This window comes from Telluria sp. GW821-FHT07G12 (assembly GCF_059418525.1).
Window position 1 is genome coordinate 336,612 of the sequence record NZ_JBWKQA010000001.1, and the last position, 18,165, is coordinate 354,776.

The window sequence follows — 18,165 nt, forward strand, 5'->3', positions numbered from 1 at the left end:
CGTCGATTTAAGCTTTGTCACAATATCAAAAAACGGTCTGGAAAAATGCGTACTTTCTCACCCGTGCGCAGGCGGACCGGCGTTCAATGGCGTGCGGCCTGTGCCGCGTCAATCTCCGTTCCCCAAGGATCTTTCCCTGCAACTGGCTTGCCCGTGGGTGCGAAATCCATGATCTCATCACTGGCGCGTGCGTAACGCGGCCAGGCAGGCAGGCCGCCGCCGTTCGGGTCGCCGCGTTTGGCAAAGTTGACGAGGTAGCCGCTCATCGCCTTGCCCATGGCACGGTCGCGCGCCGTGGTCTTGCCGGCGTACTTGATGGCGGCGGTGTCCATGAAGAAGGGGATGTCGCTGGCGTGCTGCGCGCCCTGCTCGTTCAGCGATTCGGCCACGTAGGAGAAGCGGTAGGCGTAGACCGGCACGCCCTGCCCGGCCAGGGTGCCGGCCATGCTGCGCGCACCGGCGACCATGAAGCCGGTCTTGCCGCCGATGTCGGCGCTGGTGGCGCCTATCATCACCGGCACTTTGGCAAAGCGGCCCGCGGCAAAGGCGGCGTTCGGGTCGAGTGCCAGCTTGCCGTCGGTGAAGGGGCCGAGATAGGTGGGCGGATTGACGGGCGCGCGATTGGCGAGGTTCATGCCGTCCACGATGTCGTCCGCACTCAGCGCGCGCAGCTTGTCCAGCGCCTTCGGGTCGTCCGCCGCGATGCCCTTGTTGACGCCGAAGTTGACGCCGACCTGCTCGGCGTAGGCCAGCGGCGCCTTCGCCGCGCCGCCGTCGCCGCCCGACAGCACCACCGCCTTCGCGAACAGGCCCTGCGCCATCGGTGAAGTCAGCAGCGTGACGACCGACATGCCGCCCGCGGACTCGCCGAAGATCGTGACCTGCGACGGATCGCCACCGAAGGCCGCCACATTGCGCTTCACCCACTGCAGGGCCGCGATCTGGTCCATGAAGCCGTAATTGCCGGCCGGCGCGTCGCCGCCTTCGCGGCTCAGGCCCGGATGGGCGAAGAAGCCGAAGCGCCCGAGCCGGTAATTGAAGCTGACCACCACCACGCCCTGCTTCGCCAGCTGCGCGCCCGAATAGGTCGGCGGCGAGCTGCCGCCGTTGACGAAGCCGCCGCCGTAGATCCAGACGATCACCGGCAGCTTGCCCTTGGTGCCGGGCTTCGCGCCCGACCTGACGGTCGGGCTCCAGACGTTCGCGTACAGGCAGTCTTCCGCCGGGGGCGTGCCGAGCGGCGCGGCATCGCTGGCGAAAGGCAGCTGCATGCAGTCGTGGCCGTATTCGGTGGCCTGGCGCACGCCCTGCCACGGCGCGGCCGGCTGCGGCGCGCGCCAGCGCAGCGGGCCGACGGGCGGCGCGGCGAAGGGGATGCCCTTCCAGCTTGCCACCCCATCCTCGACGGCGCCTGCCAGCTTGCCGGTGTCGATGGCGGCGACCGGCCCGGCCTTGGTGGCGGCGAAAGCCGGCGCGGCGATGGCGAGGATGGCGGCGATGAGGATGGTGCGGGGCATGGGCAGGTCTCCGGTGGCTGAATCCGGCTGATGCTAATGAGGGCATGTCAGGCCGTCAATCGAATTCCGACAGACCCCGGCTGCGTGCCGACGAAACAGGGAACTGGTGGGGGCAAGCCAACTTGCCCTAGAATGACTCGCCTCCCACTATTTACGACGCCTTGAAGATCTCGATCGGTCACCGCCTGTTCATCTCCGTCCTGCTTGCGATCCTCGCGGTGGCGGCGGGCGCCGTCTATCTGCTGCGCCAGAACGTGCTGGCGGGCTTCGGCGACTACGCCGTCGGCATCGAACTGGACCGCCTAGACGAGCTGTCCGTATCGCTGGCGCGCCAGTACCGCAGCGACGGCGGCTGGCGCTTCCTGCCCGAGGCCGACGGCCGGCGGCGCTGGATCGCGCGCGAGCTGGAACGCCTGCAGCGCGAGCGCGAGGAGCCCGCCGCGCCGCCGGCGCCGCCGCCGGTAGCATCCGTCAAAGCGCATGCGCATGCCGCCGCGGTCCCGGTTCCGGAAGTGCCTCCCGCCCCCGCCGTGAATGCGCAGGTGGCGCAGGTGGCCCCGGTTGCGCCGGCGCCGCCCGCCGCGCCGGTCCAGCCGCCGGCCCCGCCCGAACCGCCGGCGCCACCGCTGCCGCCTCTGCCCGCGCCGCGTGTCGATGCCGGCGCCATCGACCAGGAAGCCGGCGCCGAGGCCTCCCTGCCGCAGCGCATCACCCTGCTCGATGCCGACGGCCGCTACCTGGCCGGACGCAGCCCGGATGCGATCCCGCTGGCGCGTCGTCCCATCGAGGTGAACGGCCGCACGGTCGGCTACCTGGGCGTGGCGCGCAGCCCTCGCCCCAGCGACGCCATGGCGCTGGCCTTCCTCGATCAGTTGGGCGCCAGCCTGTGGTGGATCCTGGCCTTTGCGGTGGCCTTCTCGGCGCTGGCCGCGACCCTGCTGGCGCGCCACTTCCGCCGGCCGATCCAGTCGCTGGCGGGCGGCGCCGGCATGCTGGCCGAAGGCCGCTTCGACGTGCGCCTGCCCGCCTCCCGCAGCGACGAACTGGGCGAGCTGGCGCGCCACTTCAACACCCTGGCCCAGCGTCTCGACAGCGCCGAGAGCGCGCGCCGCCAGTGGGTGGCCGATACCTCGCACGAGCTGCGCACCCCGCTGGCGGTGCTGCGCGCCCAGCTCGAGGCGATCCAGGACGGCGTGCGCACTGCAAGCCCGGACACCGTCGACGCCATGCTGCGCCAGGTGCTGGCCCTGAACAAGCTGATCGACGAGCTGTACGCGCTGGCGCGGGCCGACATCGGCGCCCTCGACGTCAAGCCCGAACGCCTCGACCTGTGGCGGCTGGCCGAGGGCCAGGCCCGCGCCTTCGAAGCGCGCCTGCAGGCGGCTGGGCTTTCGCTGGCGCTCGGCCCGGCGCCGCCGCGCGCAATGGTCGTGGCCGACCCGGACCGCATGCGCCAGGTGCTCGACAACCTGCTCGAGAACAGCCTGCGCTACACGAAAGCCGGCGGGCAGGTGCGACTCTCCGCCGACATCGACGGCGCCCTGCTGCACCTCCACCTGGACGACAGCGCGCCCGGCGTACCCGACGACGCGCTCGAACGCCTGGCGCAGCGCTTCTACCGCGTCGACGCCTCGCGCAGCCGCGCCCACGGCGGCGCCGGCCTCGGGCTCGCCCTGTGCCGCCGCCTGCTGGAAGCGCAGGGTGCGCAACTGAGCTTCGCGCACTCGCCTCTGCAAGGCCTGCGCGCCACGATCTCCATCCCGCTGATAGCCATTCGCTAAGCGCCCATGAGCACCGACATTTTCATCGTCGAGGACGAACCCGAACTGGCCGCGCTGGTGGCCGACTATGCCCGCGCCGCCGGCTACCGCGCCACCGTGTTCGGCGACGGCGCCCTGGCCCTGGACGCGATCCGGCGCCAGCCGCCGGCGCTGGTGGTGCTGGACCTGATGCTGCCCGGCCTGGACGGCCTGTCGGTGTGCCGCGAAGTACGTGCGTTTTCGGATCTGCCGATCGTGATGGTGACCGCGCGCGTCGAGGAGATCGACCGCCTGCTCGGCCTCGAGCTGGGGGCCGACGACTACCTGTGCAAGCCCTTCAGCCCGCGCGAGCTGATGGCCCGCATCAAGGCCATCCTGCGGCGTACCAGCCAGGCGCCTGCCGCCATGCCCGCAGCGCCGCTCATCGACGTCGATCCAGCCGCGCGCCGCATCCGCATCCACGGCCGTCCGCTCGAGCTGACGCCCACCGAATACGGCATCCTGGCAGCCCTGGCGCACCGGCCCGGCCAGGTGTTTTCGCGCGCCCAGCTGCTGGATGCGGCGCGCGAGGGCAACGCCAGCCTCGAGGTGGCCGACCGCGCCATCGACAGCCACGTCAAGAACCTGCGGCGCAAGCTGGATGCCGTGCTGCCGGGCGTGGAAGCCATCCATTCGATCTATGGACTGGGCTACCGGTTCGATTTGTGACCCGCACGCACAAATCTTCATTTTTTCTCCACATTCGGGAGGCACCATGTGTTCATCCAACCTGAGGAGAACACCATGAAAACCAGCGCCGCCATCCTGATGTTTGCCCTGCTGTCCAGCGCCGCCGGCGCCAGCCTGGCCGACGTCCATGTCTACGTCAACTGCAAGGACAAGGACGCCAATTGCCCGCCGCCGCCCAAGCCGCCGAAGCCGCCGCGTCCTCCTGCCCCGCCGGAACCGCCTGCGCCTCCCGCGCCCCCTGCGCCCGACGGTGCGATGGCCTACGCGCCGGCCGATGCCGCCATGCCCGCAATGCCTGCAATGCCCGCCATCCCGGCGCCGCCCATGCCGCCCGCACCACCCGCTCCGCCACCGCCGCCGAAGCTGTCGCCGGTGCCGGAAAGCGCCCACGCCGACTGCGCCGCCAGGAAGCCGGGTACGCGCATGAGCTTTACCCTGCGTCCGGGCGAAACCATGACCGGCGTCTGCCGGAAGCAAGGCGGCAAGATGGTGTTTTCGCTGCGTGAATACCAGCTGACGGAGTGACATTCAGGGCGGGAGACGGTATGCTGCACCGCATGCCGCATCCCGCTTCTCCCCCCAAACCGACCCCGTCCGAACTGGAGCTGCTGCGCATCCTGTGGCAGCTCGGCCCGGCTACGGCCAAACAGGTGCACGAGGCCATGGCAAGCGACCGCCCCGACATGACGGCGGCCACCGTGCTGCGCCTGCTGCAGCTGATGCACGCCAAGGGCCTGCTGTTGCGCGACGAGACCCAGCGCGCCCACGTCTACACGCCGGCCCAGCCGCAGGACGCCCTGCAAACGAGCCTGGTCAGCGAACTGATTACCAAGGCCTTTTCCGGCTCCGGCAAGGCGCTGGTGCTGGCCGCCCTGCGCGGCCACGTCAGCAAGAAGGAGCGCGAGGAAATCCAGGCCATCCTCAACGACAGGAAAGAACCGTGAGCGAGCCGCTGCCGCCTGCGGAGCTCGACCCGCGTCCGCTGCCACCGAAGGAACCGGAACTCGAGGATTGCTGCGGCACCGGCTGCGTCACCTGCGTGTTCGACGTGTACCAGATCGCGTGCGAGAACTACGAACTCGCGCTGGCCGCCTGGCTGGCGCGGCATCCCGAGGCAGCGAATTAGCCATGGCCCATCTGCTCGACAACATCTTCTGGAACGCCCTGAGCGGCCCGCACGCCCACCTGTCGACGGGCACCGATACCGCGCGGCGTTACGCCCCGGGCTTCTCGCCCATCGTCGCCTTCCCCGATCCGCAGCAGCCGGACTTCGCGGCCCTGCGGCCCTTCTGCGAAGCGGGCGAACGCTTCTACTGCGACAGCTGGTCCGGCCCGGCGCCGGCGGGCTGGCGCATCGAGGCCGAATCGACCATGGTCCGGATGGTCTGGGATGGCGCGCTGCCCGAACGGGACGAGGCGCCGGATGCCGTGCCGCTCGACGCCCGCCATGCGGAACAGGCGCTGGCGCTGGCCCTGCTGGCAAAGTCCGGCCCCTTCGGCCCGCGGACCATCGAGCTGGGCGAATACTTCGGCTACTTCGATGGCGATGAAGCGCGCGGCGGCACCTTGATCGCGATGAGCGGCGAGCGCATGGCCGCGCCCGGGCTGCACGAAATCAGCGGGGTCGCCACCCATCCCGACCACCGCGGCCGCGGCCATGCGCGCCGCCTGATGCTGAAGCTGATCCGGCGCCAGCTGCTGCGCGGCGAGACGCCCTTCCTGCATGTGATGCGGGCGAACGAAGCGGCGCATGGGCTGTATCTGCGGATGGGGTTCCGGGATTATTGCGAGACGGTGGTGCGGGTCGTGACACCAGAGGCGCACTACGTTCCCTAGCGAACGATCAAACCCGTCCACTGTCACTACAATCCTCTCATCCGCAAGCATTCCATGAGAGGCCGTCATGTTCGATATGGATCTCCCCTGGTGGGAATTTGTCGTCCGCGGCGCGATGATTTATCTGGCCCTGCTGGTCATGGTGCGCCTGTCGGGCCGGCGCACGATCAGCCAGCTGACGCCGTTCGACTTGCTGGTCGTGATGCTGCTGTCCGAATCGGTGTCCAACGGGCTGTCGGGCGGCGACAGTTCGGTCAGCGGTGGCCTGATCATCGCGGCGACCCTGATCGTGCTGAACGGCGGCATCGGCCTGCTGTCGGCGCGCAGCCGCAAAGTGGAAGCGATGGTCGAGGGCGACACCGTGCTGATCGGCCGCGACGGCGTCTTCTTCGACAAGGTCGTGCGCCGCAACCGCATCGGCCAGATCGACCTCGAGCAGGCCTTGCGCGAATCCGGCTGCGCACGCCACGAAATGCAATGCGCTTTTCTGGAAGCGGACGGCAGCATCACCATCATGAAGCAGCCGAAGGCGGGCGGCTGAGTCGAATCGATCAGAAAGCGACGCCGACGCCCAGCATGAACACATCCGAATCCCGCTCATAGCTCGTGATCACGCGGCTCCAGGTGAGCTGGGCGCGCCAGTCGTCGCTGATGCGGTAGCGCATGCCGATCGAGGCGATCGGCGCCACGTGGTTTTCGCGTTCGTCGTTGGCGTCCTTGCGGTCGAGCTGGTCGCGCATGGCGTAGGCGCCGAAGCCCATCTCCAGCACCGTGCGCTCGGTGAAGGGGCGCAGCAGCCACACCTGGCCGGAGACGCCCTTGCGCTCGGCCGCATCGACCTTCCCTTCGCTCATCAGGATCACGCTCCACTCGAGGTTCGGGTTCACCGTGCGGCGGTATTCGAGGCCGTAGGAGGTCGCGGTCTCGGATGCCAGGCTGTTCACGATCGAGCGTCCGCCCAGCAGCATCAGCAGATTGTCGCCCCGTTCCGCGTTCTGCAGGCGGATCTCGCGCGGCAGATTGCGCAGCTCGTAGCCGGCGCCGAACAGCAGCATCGTGGTGTCGTGGCTGGTGATGCCGTGGGTGTGCGACAGGCGCGCTTCGAGATAGGCGTTCGAGGCCAGGTGGTACTTGGCGCTCACGCTCATCAGCTGGCCCCAGCCGTGGTCGTTGCGATAGTCGGCCAGCGTGCCGTTGCCGGTGTTGGTGTCGAAGTAATAGTAGGGACCGAAACCGGCCGCGAGCGACCAGCCGCGCGTGGGGACGGCCGTGTGGATCCAGACCTGGGAACCGAGGCCGTCGCGGTGGTGCTGCCTTGGGTGGCCTTCGTTCAGGTAGTCGGCGCTGACCGAAAAATAATTGTTGATGTGCTGGGTGTAGCCGAGCGCCACGGCGAACGAAGTGTCGTCTTTGTCCTGATCGAGCCGCATGCCGCCCGCCAGCAGGGACGCATCCTGGGCCTGGGCCAGACATGATACGAAAACAAGTGGCAGGGCTAAGAATCTGTATCGCATATTTACTGAATCGCTGGTCATTTTGACCATTATGCCAAGCTTTCCTAATCTCAGTCGCCCATGGGCACTATCTCAGCCGTACGGTGCGAGTCCGGCCCATCCACCCGTGCTAAGTTTTTCATAGCACCCAGGACGGGTGCGTTACAGAGACTCTGTTCAACAGGAGGTATTCCATGAAACAAGTTCTGTCCGTTCTAGCACTGGCAGCGGCGGCGGGCTTGGCCAGCCCGGCCTTCGCCCAGACCTACCGGGCTACCGCCAGCGGCCCGGCCGAGAGCCCGCCCAACGGCTCGCCGGGCAACAGCGTGGCCACGATCGAGCTCACGTTCGACCCCGGGACCAGCAACCTGATGGTCGACATGCCCTTCCGCGACCTGGTGGGCAGCACACTTGAAGCCCACATCCACTGCTGCACCACCGACGCCTTCACCGGCACCGCGGGCGTCGCGATCCCCTTCGCCGACTTCCCGACCGGCGTGAAGAGCGGCACCTTCTCGGCCACCTTGCCGCTGTACGACGAAGCCACGTTCGACCCGGCCTTCGTGGCGGCACATGGCGGCACCGTGAAGGGTGCGGCTTCGGCGTTCGTGGATGGCCTCAATGCCAACGAGGCCTACGTCAACATCCATACCAGCGCTTATCCGGAAGGCGAGATCCGCGGCTTCATCGTGGCCGCGCCGATCCCGGAACCGTCCGAGTGGGCAATGCTGGCGGGCGGCCTGGGTGCGCTCATGTGGGTGGGCCGGCGGAGGCGGCCGGAAACCATCTGGCAGCGCTAGCCTGGGGCGCTAGTTCGGCGCCGCGTTCGGCAAGCAGCTTGGCCCAGGCCGGGACCGCCTCTTGCCAGAACGCGGCCAGCGAGCTGATGGACGGGGCCGGCGAGGCCAGCCGCAAGCCCAGGAAGCCAGCCGCCTGTTGCAGGGCCGCGACGGCGGCCTCTTCACCGCGTCCATGCGGACCGGGCAGGACGGCCAATGCCCCGGTCTGCTTGGACAGCTTTTCACCGTTGGCATTGCGCACGACCGGCACGTGCAGGTAGCGCGGGGTCGGCACGCCCAGCAGGCGCTGCAGGTAGATCTGGCGTGGGGTCGAATCCAGCAGGTCGGCGCCACGCACGACGTCGGTGATGCCCTGCTCCGCATCGTCGACGACCACGGCCAGCTGGTAAGCCCAGTAGCCGTCCGCGCGCTTGAGCACGAAATCGCCCGATTCCAGCGCCAGCCGCTGTTCCTGGTAACCCGCGAAACGGTCGGTGAAGCCGACCACGTCCTCGCCGGCTTCCGGCACCCGCAGGCGCAGGCTGCGCGCTTCGCGTCCCGGCGCCAGGCCGTGACGGCAAGTGCCCGGATAGATGGCCGCGCCGTCCGGTCCCACGCCCAGGCGCGAATCGGCGATCTCCCGGCGGTTGCAGCCGCAGCCGTAAACCCAGTCGGCGATGCGCTCGCGCGCGGCCTGGTACAGCGCCTTGCGCCGGCTCTGCCAGACGATCTCGCCGTCCGAATGCATGCCCAGCCAGTCCAGCTGCTCGAGGATGGTCTCGGCGGCGCCCGGCACCGCGCGGCCCTCGTCGATGTCCTCGATGCGGATCAGCCATGCGCCGCCGTTGGCGCGCGCATCCAGGTAGCTGGCCAGGGCCGCGACCAGCGAGCCGGCGTGCAGCGGACCGGTCGGGGATGGGGCGAAGCGGCCGACGTAGGCGCCGGCCGGGGCTGCGGAAGAATCGGAAAGGCTGCTCACTGCGCGCTGCGAAAGCTCGGTTGATCGGGAAGGCGCCACCTTAGCATATCGCGCCTTGCGCCGGATGCGGCCGCAACTTTGTCCAGGACAAATCTTCATTGTTGCTGAAAAGTAATATACAATCGCGCTTTGTCCTGGACAAAACTGTGCTGTAATCTCATAAAACGACAAAAGGAGCACCATGCAGTCAACTCTGAACGTGATCGCCTTCGGCAAGGACGACATCGATAACACCCTCTCCAACATGTCCGGCAAGCAGATCGACGAACTCGCCTTCGGCGCCATCCAGCTCGACGCCCAGGGCAAGGTCCTGCGCTACAACGAAGCGGAAGCGGAGATCACCGGCCGCCAGGCCAGCGCCGTGATCGGCACCAACTTCTTCCGCGACGTCGCGCCCTGCACCAACACCGCGCGCTTCAAGGGCGTGTTCGACGCCGGCGTGCGCGCGAATAACCTGAACACGATGTTCGAATACGTCTTCGACTACAAAATGACGCCGACCAAGGTGAAGATCCACATGAAAAAAGCCATCAGCGACGGCACCTTCTGGATCTTCGTGAAGCGCCTGTAAGCCATGGACGCGCCGGACACCCTGCTCGCTCCGTGGTGGGCCGACCGCGGCACGCTGCTGCGCTTCGTCGCCGACCTGGTGGCGGGCGAGCTGGCGGCGCTGCGCTACGACCCGCTGCTGCTGCCCACCACCTGGAACGCCTCGCTGTCGCTGCAGCACGACCTCGGCGTCGATTCGATGGAATTGCTGCAGCTGGCGGGAACGTTGGCCGAAGCCCTGCAGATGCAGCGCAGCGGCGTCGAGGATTACCTGCTGGCGCGGCGCACCCTGGCCGGCTGGCTGGATATCGCCACCGCAGGCCTGGAGCACTGGGACGCGGAACTCACTTTCCGCACCTCCGGCAGTACCGGCGAAGCGAAACGCTGCGCGCACGCCCTCGCCGCGCTGGAACAGGAAGCGGCCAGCCTGGCCACCCTGTTCCCCGGGCGCCGGCGCCTGCTGCTGGCCGTGCCTTCGCATCACATCTACGGTTTCCTGTTCGGCGTGCTGCTGCCGCGCCATCTCGGCATCGCGCCGGACCAGGTCATCGGCGTGCGTGCGCGCCTGCCCTCGCAGCTGGCGCGGCACCTGCTGCCCGGCGACCTGGTGATCGGCCATCCGCAGTTCTGGCAGGCGGCGCTGGCGGCCGGCGAGCGCTTCCCGGATGACGTGATGGGCGCCAGCTCGACCGCGCCCTGCCCCGACGCGGTGGCCGAACGCGCCGAAGCAGCGGGACTGGCGCTGGTCCAGGTGTACGGCGCGTCGGAGACCGGCGGCCTGGGATGGCGCACTTCGCATCGCGCGCCCTACCGCCTGCTGCCCCACATCGAACGCGGCCCCGGCCCTGAGGCTGTGCTGCTGCGCCGGACCCCCGACGGTTCGGCGCAGACCCTGCACCCGCAGGACAGCCTGGGCTGGTGCGGCGCCGACCGCTTTACGGTGGGCCCGCGCGAGGACAAGGCGGTGCAGGTGGGCGGCGTCAACGTCTACCCGGCGCGCGTGCGCGAGGTCCTGCTAGAACACCCGCTGGTCGAGGACGCCGCGGTGCGCCTGATGCGTCCCGACGAGGGCCTGCGCCTGAAAGCCTTCGTCGTGCCGCGCGCCGGCGCCGGCGAAGCCTTTACCCGGGACCTGCGCACCTGGATGGACACCCGGCTGGCCGCGCCGGAGCGCCCGAAGGCGATCACCCTCGGCGAGCGTCTTCCGCGCGGCATGCTGGGCAAACCGGCCGACTGGAGCATCGCCACATGATCGTGAAGATCGACCTGCCGGCCGGCGCACTGCCTGCCGTGGTATTCGGCGCCGGGCCCGTCACCGTGGACGAGGTCGAGGCCCTGGCTGCGCGCCGCGCCCGGCCGGTGCTGTCCGGCGACCCGGCCTTTGCCGCGCGCATCGCGGCCGGCGCCGCGCTGCGCGAGCGCCTGCATGGCCATGGCGATGGCGGCCTGGCCGACGATGCGCCGTCGCAGCTGTTTGCCTGGCACGCCAGCGGCCTGGACAGGCCCTTCACGCCGGAGCAGACCCGCGCGATCCTCGCGGCGCGCCTGGCCTCGCTGGCCGGCGGCCAGTCCGGCGCCGGCATGGAGACGCTGCGCCTGCTGTCCAACCTGCTCGAGCACGACGACCTGCCGCCGATCGGCGCCGAGGACCCGGCGGGCCCGCTGCTGGTCGAAGGACACGCGCTGCTGGACGGCAGCGCCGCCATGACCGGCCTGGCCTGCCTGGCGGCGGTGCGCGCACAAACCCTGTGCCGGCTGGCCGGCCGCATCGCGGCGCTGGCCGCTGTCGCCCTGGACGGCCATGCCGGCCACTTCGACGAAGCCCTGTTTGCGTCCCGGCCCTACCCGGGCACGCTGCGCGCGGCAGACTGGATCCGGGCCGACCTCGGCGGCGCGGCGGGCGCCACCGGCCCGGCGCATCCGCACGAACTCGCGCCGCTGCACTGCGCGCCGCACGTGATCGGGGTCCTGATGGACGCCCTGCCCTGGATGGTCCGGCACATCGAACTGGAACTGAACAGCGGCGGCGATTCCCTGGTCCAGAACGTCCACCTGAGCTTTGCGATGGACGGCCTGAAGAATGCGGTGACCAAGCTGGCCGACCTGTTCGAACAGCAGATGGCGCTGGTGGTCGAGGCCTGCACCGGCAAGGGTCTGCTGCCGGGGATGCGCAGCGCGAACGGCCACGGCCTGAAGGCGCTGCAGGCCAGCGTCTCGGCCTGGACCGCGGAGGCGCTCAAGCTGGCGCCGGACGCGATGGTGCACAAGGCCGGCACCGGCACGATCGCGGCGCGCGACTGCCTGCGCGCGGTCGAACTGACGGAACAGGTGGCGGCGGCGCTGCTGGTGGCGGTGCGCCAGGCCTGCGCCCTGCGCCACCCGGACGGCATGCCGCGCCGTCTCGGCGCCGGCCTGCTCGACTGCATGGAGCGGATCGCCGAACTGGTGCCGCTGACCAGCGGCGACCGCCGCCTCGACCAGGACCTGCGGCGCCTGCTGGCCGTGATCCGCTACGATGGCGCGGCCCTGCTGTGCCGCGCTAGAATAGACCTTCCATGACCTCCACCATGACATCGACCACTTTCAGCATCGCCGCCGTCGAGCGCGAGACCCGGCTGTCCAAGGACGTGCTGCGGGTGTGGGAACGCCGTTACGGCTTCCCGCAGCCGGTGCGCGACGCCAACGGCGAGCGCTGCTACCCGGCCGATCAGGTCGAGCGCCTGCGCCTGATGAAGCGCCTGATGGACCAGGGCCACCGTCCCGGCGCGCTGGCCACGCTGGCGCACGGCGAGCTGACCGCGCTGGCCACGCCCCAGCGCAGCGCGGACGACGAGGGCCAGACCAGCGCCATCGCGCAGTTGCTCAAGACGATACGCGCACGCGACCCGGGCGTGTTCCGCCACGCGCTGCGCCAGTCGCTGGCGCGCCAGGGCCTGGAGCGCTTTGTGGAACAGACCATGGCACCGCTGACGACCGCCGTCGGCGAGTGCTGGGAGGACGGCAGCTTCGACGTCTTCGACGAACATTTCTATACCGAGTCGGCCCAGCAGCAGCTGCGCCAGGCGATCGCCGACCTGCCCGGTGCGCGCCAGGGACCGCGCATCCTGATGACCACCGTTCCCGGCGAACCGCACGGCCTCGGCATCCTGATGGCGGAAGCCCTGTTCTCGCTCGAAGGCGCGACCTGCATCTCGCTCGGCACCGAGACCCCGCTGCTGGACATTGCGCGCGCGGCGGACGCTTACGGCGCCGGCATCGTCGCCCTGTCCTTCTCGGCGGCCTATCCGCGCCGCCAGGTGGCGCCGGTGCTGAACCAGCTGCGCCAGGCCCTGCCGCCCGAAGTCGAGCTGTGGGCCGGCGGCGCCGGCGTGGCGCGCCTCGACGGCATCGACGGCGTGCGCCTGCTGCCGACACTGGATGCCGGCCGCCAGGCCCTGGCTGCCATCAAGGCATGACCAGTTCCACCAGGCGCTGACAGGAAATCGCCTGCCAGACCGCCATGCGGGCCGCGTACTTCTCCTTCGATTCCTCCAGCGGGTTGATCGCTTCCGTGTGGACCTCGAGCAGCTGGATGCGCTCCGGGTGGGCGCGGTCCCAGTAGTCCGGGTTCGGTTCCATCGGCTTGCGGTCCTCACCGCAGCTGTCGTCCGCACTGGCCTCGTCGGTGTCGCCCAGGCAGACCCAGTCGGCGCCGGTCTTGCGCGCGAGCTCGTCGCGCAGGTGCTGCACGCGCTCGCGCATCAGCTGGACCATCCTGTCGTCGCCGGGGCTGCGCTTGGGCGGCCTGCCCTCCAGGTGCGTGATGGTCGCGACATAGGCCTTCCAGCTCTGCTCGGCCTCGCCCGCCTGCTTGAGCGCCAGCGCCAGTTCGCGCTCCAGCCAGGCACGCCGCCTGACCGGGCGCCACGGCAGCCGGCCTTCGCGCAGCACCAGTACGCCCTTTTCGCCAAAGCGCACCACGCGTCCCTCGATGCCGTGGATCGGCAGCAGCCAGTAATCGCGCCCGCCCGACTTGCGCCGGTAATCGCTGGAGAAGATGCCGGCGTCCTGGTTGATGATCATGCCGATCCCGGTGCCCGTCATGCGGTGGCAACGGCCGTTGTCGAAGCCGATCGGGATAGTCGCGCCGACGGTGGCGGCGGCGAGCTTGCCGGCGGTGCTGGCCGGCTCGATCCAGCTGCCCAGGCGCATGCACACCGGCGCCGGCGGCTCGGCGACGGCCGGCAGCGAGGCCAGGTAATCGGTGAGTTTCGCGACCTCGGCGCGGAAGGCCGCGGCCTGGGACGGGTTCAGGCCCCTGATCCTGGTCTTCGGGTCGAGCGCCAGTTCGAAACGCTTGCCGGCGCCGCTCGCCATGATGGGCGCCTCGTCGGCAGCCCAGGCGGCACGGCCGCCGAGTAGGCCGCTCAACAGCAGGATCGGCAAAACGCAAAGGAATCGCATGGCAAAAAGCGCGATTCTAGCGACGCCCCGCGCTTTGCTGACCCACCCGACATGGGGGAAAAGCCTTGCCTCTTATGCTGCCTTGGCCCGCCAGGCCTGCATCTGCGCCATGAAGTCCTCCAGCGGCGCCGGGCGCGAGAACAGGAAGCCCTGCATGGCCGGCTTGCGGTTGGCGGCCAGGAAGCTGGCCTGCTGGTCGGTCTCGACGCCTTCCGCCACCACGCGCAGGCCGAGGTGGTCGGCCATTGCCAGGATCGACTGCACGATCGCGGTGCCGTTGACGTCGCCGGGGGTGTCGCGAATGAAGCTCTTGTCGATCTTCAGTTCGTACAGCGGCATCTTCTTCAGGTAGGCCAGGTTCGAATAGCCGGTGCCGAAATCGTCGATCGAGAAGCGGATGCCCATCTGCGCCAGCTCGTGCATGCGGGCGATGGTCTCGTTCAGGTCATTCACCAGCAGGCCTTCGGTGACTTCGAAGATCAGCTGGCTGGCCGGGGCGCCGGTTTCGACCAGGATCGCGCACACCTGCTCGACGAAGTCCGGCTGGCGGAACTGCAGCGGGCTGACGTTGACGGACAACGGCACCGCCAGGCCGGCGCGGTCCAGGCGCAGCCAGTATTCGCAGGCCTGGCGCAGCACCCACTGGCCGAGCGGGTAAATCAGGCCGCTCGATTCGGCGGCCGGAATGAAGACGTCGGGCGGCACGAAGCTGCCGTCCGGGCGCTGCCAGCGCATCAGCAGCTCGGCGCCGACCGGCACGCGCAGGTGATCGATCTGCAGCTGCAGGTGCATGGACAGTTCGCCGTTTTCCATCGCATTGGCGAAGTCCCGCTCCAGGGTCAGCTTGCGCTCGGCCTCGGCCAGCATGCCGGCTTCGAACAGGGTCACGCCGTTGCGGCCCGCCACCTTGGCATGGTACATCGCGGTATCCGCTTCGCGCAGCAGGTCGTGGCCGGTCTGGCCGCTGCGCAGCGGCAGCGCGATGCCGATGCTGGCCGAGGCGTGATAAAGCTGCCCGCCGATCTCGACCTGCTCGGCCAGCGCGCTCCGGATCTTCTCGGCCACCACCTGCGCAGCGAGGGTGGCGCGCTGCGCGTCCGGACCCAGGTTCTCGAGCACCACCACGAATTCGTCGCCGCCCAGGCGCGCCACCGTGTCGCCCTGGCGCAGCACCGCCGCTACGCGCTGCGCGGCGTGCTTGAGCATGTTGTCGCCGATCGCGTGGCCGCGCGCGTCGTTGATGGTCTTGAAGTTGTCGAGGTCGATGAACAGCACCGCGCCCAGCCCGGCCGCGGCGTGCGCGCGCGCGACCATGGCGTCGAGGCGCTCGATCAGCAGGCGGCGGTTGGGCAGGCCGGTGAGGACGTCGTAAAACGCCAGGCGGTGAATGGCGTCGGCGGCGTTCCTGCGCTCGGTGATGTCGCGTCCGACCACCACCCAGTGGGTGTTGCGGCCGCCTTCGTCGGCGAAGGGCACCAGCTCCATCTCGACCCAGTATTTTTCGCCGCGCCGGGTGTAGTTGACCAGTTCGGCCTTGGCCGCCTCGCCGCGCGCCATGGCGCCGACGATGCGCGCCACCTCGATCGGGTCGGTTTCGGGGCCGTGCAGCAGGCGCATGCTGCGCCCGACCACCTCGTCACGCGTATAACCGGTGCGGCGCACGAAGGCGTCGTTGGCGAAGATGATCGGCTGCTCGGCGCCGTCGCTGTCGACCACCCTGGCGATCAGCACCATGTCGTTGAGGCGCGCCACCGCGGCCGAAGTGAGGCGCAGCTCGGCATTCAGTTCGTGCAGCCTGGCGTGGCCTTCCTCGAGCGAGTCGGCGGTGCGGCCCAGCTCCGCCATCGAATTATCGAGGCGCTGCAGCAGGCTGCCGCAGGTCAGGGTGATCAGCGCGCCGACGAACAGGTAATTCAGGGTGACGATCAGGCAGGGCAGCAGCTCGTGCTCTTCCATGCCGGTGACGTACAGCCTGGCGTAGCCGGTCAGGCCGAGCACGAAGATGGTGGCGCCGCTCAGGCACAGCGCGGCCAGCGCCGGCCGCATGCCCAGCAGGACCACACCCAGCACGGGCAAGGCCATCAGGAAGATCTGGCTGACCGGGCCGACGGTGAGCATCAGGCCGATGCCGATCAGGTAGAGGATCGCGAGGAAGTTGAGGACGCGGAAGGTGTAGTTCAGGCGCGGCAGGCGCCACAGCGTGGCCACCCAGGCCAGCGCCACGCTGTCCATCAGGGCGACCGGCCACAGGCCCTCGCTGATGGACAGACCGATGCTCGGCACCGCAGCGAGGGTACCCAGCACGACCACATACGACAGCAGGGACGCGAAGACCCTGGAGCGCCAGTGATCGATGTCGTAATAGGTTCCCATGGAGCGTTTTTCTCACTTACCCCACAGAGAATTTCTATTGAGGATTATTGATTGTTGCAAGGCAACATTCTAAATGGGTTCGCGAGACCTTGTCATGCAATGGATGACATACCGTTGCGAGATCAGCACAAGAATTGCAATAAAAATATCGAATAACACTATTTGGCGGGCGCGGCCTCGGCTTTCTTCACCAGCTCCGTCACCTGCTTCGCGATCTCGTTCGGCACCGCCATCGACAGCTGGTAGTGCAGGATCTCGAAACCCTTGTCCGTCTTGCGGATGACGCCGCTGGCCATGCAGTGGCCCATGTTCGGCGTGTCGAGCAGCTCGTCGAACCAGATCAGCTTGCCATCGTCGGAAGTATACACGTTACGGCGGGTGGCCTTGAAGGACCATGCGGACGTCTTCCCTTCGAAGTACTTGCGGGCCCAGGCCTTGAAGGCGTCGCGCTGCCACAGTTCGCTGCGGTCGGTGCCGATGTAGACGCCGTCGGGCGCCATCTTGTCGAAGTAGGCCATGCGCGCGTGGGCGGCATCGTCGTGCCAGGCGTCGACGAAGGCATTGACCTGTTTCGCCAGCGCGGGATCGGCAGGGGCGGCTTGGGCCATGCCGGCGAAGAACAGGCAGCAGGCCAGGAATAGGGATTTCATAAAAGTAGGCATCATTTGAATTGGCCTCCGTCGACGTCGCGCAGGAATTTGATCAGTCCGGTGAAGTAGGTCTTCTGGTCGTCGTACAGGGACATGTGGCTGCCCTGCTCGCACATCAGCAGGCGGCCATGCTGCACCTTCTGCGACACCATCTTCATGTGGGCCGGGTCCATGGTGTCGTGGCGTCCTGCGATGACCAGGGTCGGCACGGCGATCTTCGGCAGGTCGGCGACGCGGTCCCATTTCTCCAGCTTCGCGTTATGCGCCCCCAGTTCGCTCGGGCCCTGCATCGGCACATAGATCTTCGGATTCATGTGCTTGATCGAGCGCGTGACAGGTTCGGGCCACTGTTCGAAAGGCATGCGCAGCACGTGATGCACATAGTGATTCGGGAGCAGCAGTTCCATGTAGCGCGGATCTTCGTACTTGCCAGCGGCTTCCAGCCGCTTGATCTCGGCCAGCGCCTTCTGGTCCATGGCCGGCATCAGGACTTTGTCGGCGTAGCGGTTGTAGGCCGGGATGCTCATCATCATGTTCGAGATGACGAGGCCTTTCAGGTTCTTGCCGTACTTGAGCGCGTACTCGGCCGCCAGCAAGCCGCCCCAGGAATGGCCGAGCAGGTAGAAATTCTTGTTGTCCAGGCCCAGCGCCTTGCGCACCTGCTCGACCTCCTCGACGTAGCGCGGCAGCTCGACCAGGGAAGGATCGTCCGGCTGGTCGCTGTAGCTGGAGCCCAGCTGGTCATAGTAGTAGTACTCGATGCTGGCGCCCGGGAAATAGCTGTCGAAGGCTTCGAGATACTCGTGGGTCATGCCTGGGCCGCCGTGCAGCAGCAAGACCTTGATGGTCGGGTTGTTGCCGACGCGCTTGGTCCAGACCTTGAAGGTCCCCTTCGGCGTCGTGATCGGGATCATGCGCACGCCGCCCGACAATACGTCGTTGCGGCCGCTGTTGTCGAAGTAACTGGTAGTAGCGGCAAATGCAGGGATCGCCAGCAGCAGCGCTACGATCAGGGCAAGGAAACGCTTCATCGGAACCTCGTCTAAGTCATCGATCA

The 18,165-nt window shown here is 68.3% G+C and carries 19 protein-coding genes; 12 read left to right on the forward strand and 7 right to left on the reverse strand.

Annotated elements, in window-relative coordinates; all coding sequences use genetic code 11:
• Nucleotides 1-83 precede the first annotated feature (83 nt).
• Entirely contained in the window at nucleotides 84-1,517 is a 1,434-nt protein-coding gene (locus AC07PE_RS01655) for a carboxylesterase/lipase family protein (RefSeq protein ID WP_498760977.1), read from the reverse strand.
• Between the two features lie 161 nt (nucleotides 1,518-1,678).
• On the opposite strand from AC07PE_RS01655, the gene AC07PE_RS01660 reads away from it, so the two are divergent.
• From AC07PE_RS01660 to AC07PE_RS01690, 7 genes are all read left to right on the forward strand, one after another.
• Nucleotides 1,679-3,298, forward strand: coding sequence for an ATP-binding protein (locus AC07PE_RS01660; protein ID WP_498760979.1), 1,620 nt, complete (start codon nucleotides 1,679-1,681; stop codon nucleotides 3,296-3,298).
• Nucleotides 3,299-3,304: 6 nt separating this feature from the next.
• Nucleotides 3,305-3,985: a response regulator gene (locus AC07PE_RS01665; RefSeq protein WP_498760981.1), complete on the forward strand. Its 681-nt coding sequence runs from the start codon at nucleotides 3,305-3,307 to the stop codon at nucleotides 3,983-3,985.
• A 75-nt stretch (nucleotides 3,986-4,060) separates the two neighbouring features.
• On the forward strand, nucleotides 4,061-4,531 hold the full coding sequence (locus AC07PE_RS01670) for a hypothetical protein (protein ID WP_498760983.1): 471 nt from the start codon (nucleotides 4,061-4,063) through the stop codon (nucleotides 4,529-4,531).
• Nucleotides 4,532-4,551: 20 nt separating this feature from the next.
• Nucleotides 4,552-4,950, forward strand: a complete 399-nt coding sequence (locus AC07PE_RS01675) for a BlaI/MecI/CopY family transcriptional regulator (protein WP_498760985.1) — start codon at nucleotides 4,552-4,554, stop codon at nucleotides 4,948-4,950.
• Nucleotides 4,947-5,132, forward strand: coding sequence for an oxidoreductase-like domain-containing protein (locus tag AC07PE_RS01680; protein ID WP_498760987.1), 186 nt, complete (start codon nucleotides 4,947-4,949; stop codon nucleotides 5,130-5,132). The genes AC07PE_RS01675 and AC07PE_RS01680 overlap by 4 nt, the downstream gene beginning before the upstream one ends.
• Nucleotides 5,133-5,134: 2 nt before the next feature.
• Nucleotides 5,135-5,842 (forward strand): GNAT family N-acetyltransferase, encoded by a 708-nt coding sequence (locus tag AC07PE_RS01685; RefSeq protein WP_498760989.1) that lies wholly within the window; start codon nucleotides 5,135-5,137, stop codon nucleotides 5,840-5,842.
• 67 nt (nucleotides 5,843-5,909) lie between these two features.
• Nucleotides 5,910-6,383 (forward strand): DUF421 domain-containing protein, encoded by a 474-nt coding sequence (locus AC07PE_RS01690; RefSeq protein ID WP_498760991.1) that lies wholly within the window; start codon nucleotides 5,910-5,912, stop codon nucleotides 6,381-6,383.
• Between the two features lie 10 nt (nucleotides 6,384-6,393).
• Here AC07PE_RS01690 and AC07PE_RS01695 read toward each other — a convergent pair whose 3' ends face one another.
• Entirely contained in the window at nucleotides 6,394-7,272 is an 879-nt protein-coding gene (locus AC07PE_RS01695) for a hypothetical protein (RefSeq protein WP_498760993.1), read from the reverse strand.
• 257 nt (nucleotides 7,273-7,529) lie between these two features.
• On the opposite strand from AC07PE_RS01695, the gene AC07PE_RS01700 reads away from it, so the two are divergent.
• The gene (locus AC07PE_RS01700) at nucleotides 7,530-8,135 is read left to right on the forward strand and encodes a CHRD domain-containing protein (RefSeq protein ID WP_498760995.1); all 606 of its coding nucleotides are present in this window, start codon (nucleotides 7,530-7,532) and stop codon (nucleotides 8,133-8,135) included.
• Here AC07PE_RS01700 and gluQRS read toward each other — a convergent pair.
• Nucleotides 8,086-9,093: a tRNA glutamyl-Q(34) synthetase GluQRS gene (gene gluQRS / locus AC07PE_RS01705; RefSeq protein ID WP_498760996.1), complete on the reverse strand. Its 1,008-nt coding sequence runs from the start codon at nucleotides 9,091-9,093 to the stop codon at nucleotides 8,086-8,088. The genes AC07PE_RS01700 and gluQRS overlap by 50 nt on opposite strands.
• A gap of 181 nt (nucleotides 9,094-9,274) precedes the next feature.
• Between gluQRS and pyp the strand changes: the two genes are divergently transcribed.
• From pyp to AC07PE_RS01725, 4 genes are read left to right on the forward strand one after another with little or no spacing between them, the layout of a single operon-like run.
• The gene (pyp, locus tag AC07PE_RS01710; RefSeq protein WP_498760998.1) at nucleotides 9,275-9,664 is read left to right on the forward strand and encodes a photoactive yellow protein; all 390 of its coding nucleotides are present in this window, start codon (nucleotides 9,275-9,277) and stop codon (nucleotides 9,662-9,664) included.
• A gap of 3 nt (nucleotides 9,665-9,667) precedes the next feature.
• Nucleotides 9,668-10,894, forward strand: a complete 1,227-nt coding sequence (locus AC07PE_RS01715; protein ID WP_498761000.1) for an AMP-binding enzyme — start codon at nucleotides 9,668-9,670, stop codon at nucleotides 10,892-10,894.
• Complete coding sequence (locus AC07PE_RS01720) at nucleotides 10,891-12,201, forward strand: aromatic amino acid lyase (RefSeq protein WP_498761002.1); 1,311 nt, start codon at nucleotides 10,891-10,893, stop codon at nucleotides 12,199-12,201. The genes AC07PE_RS01715 and AC07PE_RS01720 overlap by 4 nt, the downstream gene beginning before the upstream one ends.
• An 8-nt stretch (nucleotides 12,202-12,209) precedes the next feature.
• Complete coding sequence (locus tag AC07PE_RS01725) at nucleotides 12,210-13,097, forward strand: MerR family transcriptional regulator (protein WP_498761003.1); 888 nt, start codon at nucleotides 12,210-12,212, stop codon at nucleotides 13,095-13,097.
• On the opposite strand, the gene AC07PE_RS01730 is transcribed toward AC07PE_RS01725, so the two are convergent.
• The 4 genes from AC07PE_RS01730 to AC07PE_RS01745 all read right to left on the reverse strand — a co-directional run bounded on the left by AC07PE_RS01730 (nucleotide 13,087) and on the right by AC07PE_RS01745 (nucleotide 18,139).
• Nucleotides 13,087-14,052 carry a hypothetical protein gene (locus AC07PE_RS01730; RefSeq protein ID WP_498761005.1) on the reverse strand — a complete coding sequence of 322 codons (966 nt, stop codon included), beginning with the start codon at nucleotides 14,050-14,052 and terminating at the stop codon, nucleotides 13,087-13,089. The two genes, AC07PE_RS01725 and AC07PE_RS01730, sit on opposite strands and share 11 nt — an antisense overlap.
• Nucleotides 14,053-14,157: 105 nt before the next feature.
• Nucleotides 14,158-16,458 carry a putative bifunctional diguanylate cyclase/phosphodiesterase gene (locus tag AC07PE_RS01735; RefSeq protein WP_498761007.1) on the reverse strand — a complete coding sequence of 767 codons (2,301 nt, stop codon included), beginning with the start codon at nucleotides 16,456-16,458 and terminating at the stop codon, nucleotides 14,158-14,160.
• Nucleotides 16,459-16,616: 158 nt separating this feature from the next.
• Nucleotides 16,617-17,108, reverse strand: a complete 492-nt coding sequence (locus tag AC07PE_RS01740; protein WP_498761009.1) for a nuclear transport factor 2 family protein — start codon at nucleotides 17,106-17,108, stop codon at nucleotides 16,617-16,619.
• 11 nt (nucleotides 17,109-17,119) lie between these two features.
• Nucleotides 17,120-18,139 carry a proline iminopeptidase-family hydrolase gene (locus AC07PE_RS01745; protein WP_498761011.1) on the reverse strand — a complete coding sequence of 340 codons (1,020 nt, stop codon included), beginning with the start codon at nucleotides 18,137-18,139 and terminating at the stop codon, nucleotides 17,120-17,122.
• Nucleotides 18,140-18,165: the final 26 nt, after the last annotated feature.

Bases quoted from the DNA above. Each gene is read 5' to 3' on its own strand.
- AC07PE_RS01655 (WP_498760977.1), bottom strand. From the start codon at position 1,517: ATGCCCCGCACCATCCTCATCGCCGCCATCCTCGCCATCGCCGCGCCG.
- AC07PE_RS01665 (WP_498760981.1), top strand. From the start codon at position 3,305: ATGAGCACCGACATTTTCATCGTCGAGGACGAACCCGAACTGGCCGCG.
- AC07PE_RS01670 (WP_498760983.1), top strand. From the start codon at position 4,061: ATGAAAACCAGCGCCGCCATCCTGATGTTTGCCCTGCTGTCCAGCGCC.
- AC07PE_RS01675 (WP_498760985.1), top strand. From the start codon at position 4,552: ATGCTGCACCGCATGCCGCATCCCGCTTCTCCCCCCAAACCGACCCCG.
- AC07PE_RS01685 (WP_498760989.1), top strand. From the start codon at position 5,135: ATGGCCCATCTGCTCGACAACATCTTCTGGAACGCCCTGAGCGGCCCG.
- AC07PE_RS01690 (WP_498760991.1), top strand. From the start codon at position 5,910: ATGTTCGATATGGATCTCCCCTGGTGGGAATTTGTCGTCCGCGGCGCG.
- AC07PE_RS01695 (WP_498760993.1), bottom strand. From the start codon at position 7,272: ATGCGGCTCGATCAGGACAAAGACGACACTTCGTTCGCCGTGGCGCTC.
- AC07PE_RS01700 (WP_498760995.1), top strand. From the start codon at position 7,530: ATGAAACAAGTTCTGTCCGTTCTAGCACTGGCAGCGGCGGCGGGCTTG.
- pyp (WP_498760998.1), top strand. From the start codon at position 9,275: ATGCAGTCAACTCTGAACGTGATCGCCTTCGGCAAGGACGACATCGAT.
- AC07PE_RS01715 (WP_498761000.1), top strand. From the start codon at position 9,668: ATGGACGCGCCGGACACCCTGCTCGCTCCGTGGTGGGCCGACCGCGGC.
- AC07PE_RS01720 (WP_498761002.1), top strand. From the start codon at position 10,891: ATGATCGTGAAGATCGACCTGCCGGCCGGCGCACTGCCTGCCGTGGTA.
- AC07PE_RS01725 (WP_498761003.1), top strand. From the start codon at position 12,210: ATGACATCGACCACTTTCAGCATCGCCGCCGTCGAGCGCGAGACCCGG.
- AC07PE_RS01735 (WP_498761007.1), bottom strand. From the start codon at position 16,458: ATGGGAACCTATTACGACATCGATCACTGGCGCTCCAGGGTCTTCGCG.
- AC07PE_RS01740 (WP_498761009.1), bottom strand. From the start codon at position 17,108: ATGAAATCCCTATTCCTGGCCTGCTGCCTGTTCTTCGCCGGCATGGCC.
- AC07PE_RS01745 (WP_498761011.1), bottom strand. From the start codon at position 18,139: ATGAAGCGTTTCCTTGCCCTGATCGTAGCGCTGCTGCTGGCGATCCCT.